The sequence below is a fragment of the Nocardiopsis sp. CNS-639 genome, from assembly GCF_000381685.1.
GTDB classification, from domain to species: domain Bacteria; phylum Actinomycetota; class Actinomycetes; order Streptosporangiales; family Streptosporangiaceae; genus Nocardiopsis; species Nocardiopsis dassonvillei.
Window position 1 is genome coordinate 58,927 of the sequence record NZ_KB906878.1, and the last position, 7,993, is coordinate 66,919.

The window sequence follows — 7,993 nt, forward strand, 5'->3', positions numbered from 1 at the left end:
CGCTGCCACGACCGGCGCCACGAACGTCCCACCGGTCGCCAAGGGCAGGTGGAGTACTCGCGGCCCCGTCGCATCGCTGCGCCGGAATCACCACCACAACACAAACGGGCACAAAGCCATATACATTGGCAGAGGAAACCAACGAAAACCCACCGTGTCGGGTGGCGTGCCCGTACCGCCGTTCCACCGGCGAAGAGTGGGCCCACGACAAGAACCCCTCGTGGCCTAGCGAAAAGCAGCGATGGAAGGAACGGTCTCCCGCATGCCTCTTTTCGATTCCGACACCGCCGAGTGGGTCCGTGAGACCGCCAAGTGGCTCCTGGGAATGGAGATCCCCTCAGCCGACCCCGCCGCCATGCGCCGACTCGCCGCCCACAACGACCACGTCGCCGCGAACCTCGAGGAAGTCAAGGACTTCCTCGACCTGGTCCGCGGTAAAGTCCGCACCGACTTCTCGGGTGTGGCCGCCGGCTACTACGAGGCCTCCATCGCCCAGTTCACCGCCGACGACAACGACTACATCGGCGCCGGAGCCAAAACCGCCCGCAAGGCGTCCACCGCCCTCGGCGACGGCGCCGCCAACGCCGAGTACACGTACGGAATGGCCTACGGCCAGCTCACCCAGCTCCTCCTCGAGATCGCCTGGTGCATCGCCATGGCGCAGTGGACCATGGGCGCCTCGCGCGCCTTGATCCCCTGGTTCCAGTACATCCGCTCCGTCGCCATCCAGCGCGTCCTCACCTGGCTTGTGCTCACCGCCCCCTCCCACCAGATCACCGAGCAACTCTTCGCGTCCTTGGACTCCATCATCCAACGCGCCCAGATCGACGCCGGCACCCGCAGGTTCCACGACAAGGAGCTGACCCGTCTCACCCATGGCGGCGCGGGGCTGTCCGGTCTCATCTCCGCAGGGTTCTCCGGCGTCGTGGACGGCCTCTTCAGCCACCAGGTGCGCGACCTGCTGCGCACCAATCTCGACACCCTGGCCGACATCCCCCCGCCTCCCCGTCTCGATCCCCCTCCCTTCACCCGCGCCGGTACCACACCCGACGCCGCCGTTCCCCACCCCGTCCCCGGCCCCGGGATCAACCGCGACCTCGCCGACGTCTTCACCGGGTACGAACGCGATCTCGCCGCCACCTTCAACCCTCCCGCCGGCAAGAGCGCCTTCGACAATCCCCTCGTCAACAACGACTTCCGCGACGACCTCGCCGACGTCTTCGCCACCCACTACGGCTCCGCCCTGGGCGCCACCGGTGCCCGCGCTCTGGGTAACGACTACGCCGACACCCTCATGGCCCACTGGGGCCGCCCCGACCTCACCCACCGCCTGGCCGACCTCCTGGACGCCACCCCTCTGCCGTCCACGACTCGCACCCACCTCGCCAGGACCGTGCCCACCACCCTCACCCAGGGCATGGGCGACTACATGACGCGCCCCGCCGTCAAAGCCGAGATCGTCTCCACCGGCGCCGCGTCCGGCGCCCTGGAGGGCTACCTCGGCGAAGGCACCACCAATGCCCTGCTCACCGATCAGGGCTGGCAGGCCAACGGTTACTCCGCCACCGCCGGCGCCTTCCAATCCACCTTCCAGAACGTCACCGTCGACACAGCCCTGTCCGCCGTCGACCACCTCCACCGACCCCCGTCCGCGCTCCCCGTGCCCCCCACCGGCACCGCGGACGACCGTGCGGACGACGACCCCGTCCCCGGTACGAGCCGGGACTTCGGTACCGACCACGTCCCCTTCGACGGGCCCGCGCCCTCCGACCACGTCGACACCACCGGTACCGCACCCTACGACTCGTGGTCCCACATCCCCGATCCCCTCGTCACCAGCGCGGACGAGGTAGGCCGGAACGCACCGCGTCCCGCCGGCGACGACGCGTCCCACGGCCGTTTCGACGGTGACGACGTCCTCTACGGTGACAACCCCTCCGCCCCCACACCCGCCCCTACCGCCGACACCGTCTCCGGCCCCGGTCACGCCACTCCCGCGGGCTCGCGGAACCCAGCCGGTGTGCAGCCGACCCCGTCCGGACACGGCGCACCGGAGGGCCGGCGTCCCTCCGAAGCCGACCCGGTCCACGGCCGTGGCGACCTCCGAACCGGTGACCACGCCGGTACCCGCGCACCGGCCACCACGGACACCCACACCACCGGCGAACCCCCGATCCGCGCATCCGGCGCCTTCTCCCCCGCCGTCCCGGGCGGACACAACGGCGCGGAGCACAGCCCCGTCCCGGCCGCCGACGCGAACGGCGCCGTGTCGGGGTCCCCCGTTCTCCCGTCTCCCCCCGACCACGGACGCACACCCTCCGCACACGCCGGTCAGCCGTCCGCGACGACCCCCGAGCACGGCGACTCCGACGCGGGCCACCTGCCACGGGCCGCCCCATCCCGATCCTCCGACCACGCTTCCTCCGGAGACCGCGCGCAGTCGGATCACGACTCCCCTCCCGGGCGCAGGAGCGCGGAGCACGGCAGCGAGGACGATGCCGGTGACGCCCCCTCGCGCGGGTACGGCACGACGGACGACGACTTCTACGCCCCCGCGCCGACGGCGCCCCCAGGGGAACCGGCCGACCCCGACGACCCGTGGAACGGCAACCCCCCGACCACACCCGACTTCAGCGCTCTCGCCGACCCCAAGACCGCCAAGGAAGGGCCCCTGACGGTCGAGGAGGCCATCGCCGGTCTCACCGACCCCGGCTACCGCTCCCACGACCTCGACACCATCGGACGCCTCACCGCCGACGGCACCCCCGTCTTCACGATGGACGTCGACAGCGACGACTCCGACAGCACCGACAGCGATGACGGCTCCGGCGACCCCGAACACCTCCCCGACGCGCCCCACCACCGCTCCGGTGGTGGGCAGGTCGGCCCTATCCCCGCAACCGTCCCCTGGCACGGCAGCGACCGGGACCACACCCCCGGTACCGGCATGGGCGAAACCGTCCGCGCCCGAACCGACGACCAGGCCGCCGACCAGTGGGCCGAGCGCGCCCTGCCCACGGTCGTGACGACACCGGGAAGCCCGGAGCCGACCCGGGCCGCCCACGTCCTGGACACCACCACCGACCGGGCCCACTCCCTGTGGGAGTACAACGAGCACGCCCGCGACATGGTCGAGAACGGCCTGGCCACCGGCGACGTCGCTCCCGACGACCGCGACGAATTCGGATGGATCGTCTCCGACATCGACACCACCCTGGGGACGGCAGCCCTGCCCGTCGCGATCACCGCGCACCTGGGCGCCGACCACACGCTCCTGCGCCGACTGGGCATCGACCCCCACGCCCCGGGCGACCCCGACCGCGTCGCGGGCACCGTGGTGGACCTTCCGCACTACATCTGGGGCACCTTCGGCACACGCGCCGTCGAGCGCGCACCCGCCTACGTCATGCTCCGTATCCCCCGCGGCTATCCCGCCGCCCACATCCGCCCGGCCTCCCCGGGGCGGGTGCTGGGCGCCCGGGGAGCGCGCCTGTACATCCACGCCGCCTACGCCCGAACCGGTGAGCCGATCCCCGGTGAGCGTGCCGAGAACCTGCTGTTCATCGAGGCCGAGATCGTTCCCGGCCACTGGACCCCGCCCCCCGGCCACCGTCCCAGCCCCTCCGGCGACGCCCATCACGGCTATCTGCCGCACCCCGCCCCGTCCGCCGCCACCGGGCAGTCCGACGACGGACCTTCTCCGTTCACCGCCGCCCACGACACCCCCGAGCCCATGGAGACCGACCCCATCGGCCTGCTGGACGACCTGGACCTGGACGACGCGGAAACAGGAGACCCGTTCGCCTTCCTCCGCGACACGGAAACGACCGGCGCCGCGGACCCTTTCGGTACCGCCGCCGACGACGCCCCCGACCGCATGGAGACCGACCCCATCGGCCTGCTGGACGACCTGGACCTGGACGACGCGGAAACAGGGGACCCGTTCGCCTTCTACGACCCGGAGACGGTGGGCATCGACCCCTCCCTGCTCACCGGCGCCGGTGACGCCCACGACCTCCCGGGGACCGACCGCCTCGGACCGCCGGACGACCGGGTACCGGGACCGGAGCCGGGCGAGGTGGACGCGGGAGACCCGTCCGGCCTCTCCGGCGCCACCGCTCCCGTCCCCCGGCCGGCGGGGGCCTCCGACGGCGGACCCGGCACCGCCGTACCGGTCGACCCCCGAACGGTCAGGGCCGTCAAGGAACTGCACGGCAGCCAGTTCGACGTCCTCGTCGCCCTGGGCGCCGGGCGCACCGACGCCGAGATCATCACCCGGCACGGCTGGACGCCCTCCGGACTCACGGTCGTCATGGGCGGTCTCACCCGTTCTCTGGGCCTGTCGCTGGAGGACCGCGAGGGGGTGGCCGCCGTCGCCGCCGCCACCGGACTCACCGACGACTCCGACCCCGGAGACCTGACACCCGACCAGCGCGGACAACGAGCCCTCACCCGCATCCACTTCCTGCGCAAGGACCACGACCAGATCCTCACCGACTACTTGGAAGGGAAGACGCTCAGGGAGATCGCCGTTCTGCGCGGCACGCACAGGAAGTCGGTCGAGAACCTCTTCTCCCGTCTGAAGTACCGTCTCGGGGTGCTCCGCGCCAAGGAGGTGGCCGATGCCGCCCGAGCCGCCGGTTGGACGAGCCGCCCCTCCGCGCCCGCCGACGACGAGGCGCCCCGTGCCGTCGACCGGATCACCACTCTGAGCGACCCCGAATTCGAGTTCCTCGTCGCCCTGGGCGCCGGGCGCACCGACGCCGAGATCACCGCCCGGCACGGCTGGAGATCCCAGAGACTGGCCACCCTCATGAGGGGCGTCAGCGACTCCCTGGGACTGCGACCGGGCGATCGCGAGGGAGTGGCCGCCGTCGCCGCCGCCGCCGGGCTCACCGACGACTCCGACCCCGGAGACCTGACACCCGACCAGCGCAGACAACGCGCCCTCACCCGCATCCGCTTCCTCCGGCAGGACCAGCACCAGGCGCTCACCTATGTCGCGGACGGGCTGAAGCCCGGGGAGATCGCCCAACGGACCTCCTCGAACCCGGACTCGGTCGGTGCCCTCCTCACCGACCTCGTGCGCCGCCTCGGGGTGCTCGGCCGCAACGAGGCGCGCGACGCCGCCCGAGCCGCCGAACTCCAGGCCCCGACGCTCCCCGCGCTCACCGAGGAGCAGCGGGGACAGGCCGTCGACCGCATCTCCGACCTGGGGGAATTCGAGTTCGGGGTCCTCGTGGCCCTGGGCTCCGGGGACACCGACGCCGAGATCACCGCCCGGCACGGCTGGTCGCTCCGCGGATTCACCACCGCCCTGAGCGGCATCACCGACGCCCTGGGGCTGCCACCGGGTGATCGCGCGGGAGTGGTCGACGCCGCCGTCGCCGCCGGACTCGCCGACGACTCCGGCCCCGGCGACCTGACACCCGACCAGCGCAGACAACGGGCCGTCACCCGCATCCGCTTCCTGCCCGCGGACCAGCGGGAACTCCTCACCCACTTCACGAGCGGGCTGAGCCCCAGCGACATCGCCAGGCTCCCCTCGAACCCGAGCGGGGTCAACGGCTCCGCCACCCGTGCCAACAACCTCCTCGCCCGCCTCGTCCGCCGCCTCGGGGTGCTCAACCGGAACGAGATGCGTGACGCGGCCCTCGCCACCGGGCTGGAGGGCCCACGGCTCTCCGCTCCCACCGCCGAGCAGAGGGCCCGGACCATCGACCGGATCACCACCCTGAGCGACCCCGAGTTCGAACTCCTCACCGCCCTGGGCGCCGGGCGCACCGAAGCCGAGATCACCGCCCGACCCGGTTGGCCCCGCACACGATTCATGATCGTCATGAGGGGCATCACCAACTCCCTGGGCCTCCATGCGAGCGACCGCGCGGGAGTGGTCGACGCCGCCGTCGCCGCCGGGCTCGCCGACGACACCGACCCCGGCGATCTGACACCCGACCAGCGCAGACAACGGGCCCTCACCCGCATCCGCTTCCTCCGGCCGGACCAGCGCCGGATCCTCGTCCACCTGGCCGAGGGGTATCGAACCGACCAGATCGCCGAGCAGACCGACCTGAATCCGATCACGCTCAAGGACCAGCCCAGAAAACTCGTCCACCGCCTCGGGATGCTCGACTTCGACGAGATGACCGCCGCCGCCCGCGAGGCACCCGACCTCGCCTCCGCACGGGAGGACCTGCGCGCGACGGCCACCGAACCGCCGGCGCCGACACGCCGGAGACCGACCCGCGCGACCGCCACCCGCCCCGAGCCGACCCGCCGGGGCCCGGCCCGCGCGGCCGCCCCCCGCCCCGAACCGACCCGCCGGGGCCCGGCCCGCGCGGCCGCCCCCCGCCCCGAACCGACCCCCGAACTCACCTTCGAGCAGACCAGCCGGGCCGTCGACCAGATCGACAGGCTGAACGAGCCCCAATTCGAGGTCTTCGTCCACCTGGGCGCGGGGCTGAGCATCGACGAGATCGTCGCGCACGTCAGAACGCACGACAGCGCGGTGACCGAGAACATCCGCAACACGTCGGTCGAGAACGTCCGCGAGAGGGTGACCAGACACGTCCGCCGCGTCGTCGCCACCCTGAACCTGAACGCTCCCGGGGACGCCGTCGCCGTCGCCGCCGCCGCCGGCCTCGCCCCCACGGCCCCGTACCCCCAACCCCAACCGCAGTCGCACAACGACGAAGGCGAGGACAGCTCCGACGGCGAGGACAACTCCGACAGCGACGACGACCTCTACGACGCCGACGACCATCCTCCCGCCCGTCGCGATCGCGGCCCCCGCGACGACGACCCGCCCGCACCACCGACAGGCGGCGGCACCGGTGCCCGCGCCGAGCCCTCCGCGCGGCCGCGAACCGGGAACAGCGGCGCCACCGCCACGGACCGCTCCACGGGCGGCTCCTCCGACCGCCGCGGGGCCGGCTCGGGAAACCGCACCCGGCGGGGGACCCCGCCCGCCGACCACCACGGGGACGGCACCCGTGACCTCTCCGACGACCACGGCACCGCCGCCACCGACCCCGACGCGCCGGAGCGGGGGGAGCCCTCTCGGCCGTCCCCCGCCCCGAACTCACCGACGGCGGGATCCACCACCGCAGAACCCTCCACGACGCCGCCCCACCAGGACTTCACCGCACTGTTCAGCAGCACGCTCAACCCCTCGCCCTTGTCCCAAGCGCCCCACGCCCGGGAGACGGATCCGCCCCGGACCGACGACCCCGCCGATGACCCGGAGGACGACTTCTACGCCCCCGCACCGGCGGCGCACGCACAGGAACCGGCCCCTGCCGACCCCGACGACCCGTGGGGCGGCAACCCTCCGACCGGGCCCGACCTCGGCGCGCTCGTCGCCGCCGACAAGAAGGACGGCAACCACCCCCCGACGGTCGAGGACGTCGTCGCCGACCTCGCCTACCGGTACCGCCTTGAGGACATCGGGCACCACACCGCCCAGGACGCACGGACCCAGGTCTTCATGGCGGGCGACCACCGTCGTCCCCACCACCGCCACCGGGCGGAGGCCGGCAGCTCCGGTCAGTACGCGGACACGAACGACGGCGGGGTCGCCGAAACCCCGGACCCGACCTACCCCGAGGGAACACAGGTCTCCGGGTACCCCGCCGAGTCCCCTGCCCCCTCCGCCGCGGAGTACGACGAGGAACCCGCGCAGGCCCGGGACGGTGACCAGGACGAGCGGATCGCGGCGCTCATGCTGTGGAACGGGACCTTCGCCGGTGTCGAGGACCTGGCCGAAACCACCGGATTCGACGTGGTGAGCCAGCAGGGACTCGTCGAGGACGGCTCCGACGGCAGCACCACCCTCATGCGCTTCGCCAACGGCGCGCAGGCGGTCTACAAGGACACCGAGGGGGCCACCTTCGCCCGTGACCGCGCCGACGCCGAACAGCTCGCCTCGCTGGTGGGCCGCGCCATCGGCGCCAACGTGCCCGGTGTCCTGCGCATCGGTGAGACCGAGGTGTTC

1 protein-coding gene is annotated in these 7,993 nt (G+C 72.7%); it reads left to right on the plus strand.

Annotated features, from left to right (window positions below; genetic code table 11):
* Positions 1 to 262: 262 nt before the first annotated feature.
* Positions 263 to 7,993 (plus strand): hypothetical protein (locus G011_RS30275; RefSeq protein ID WP_036553123.1); only part of this gene is annotated, 7,731 nt, incomplete at its 3' end.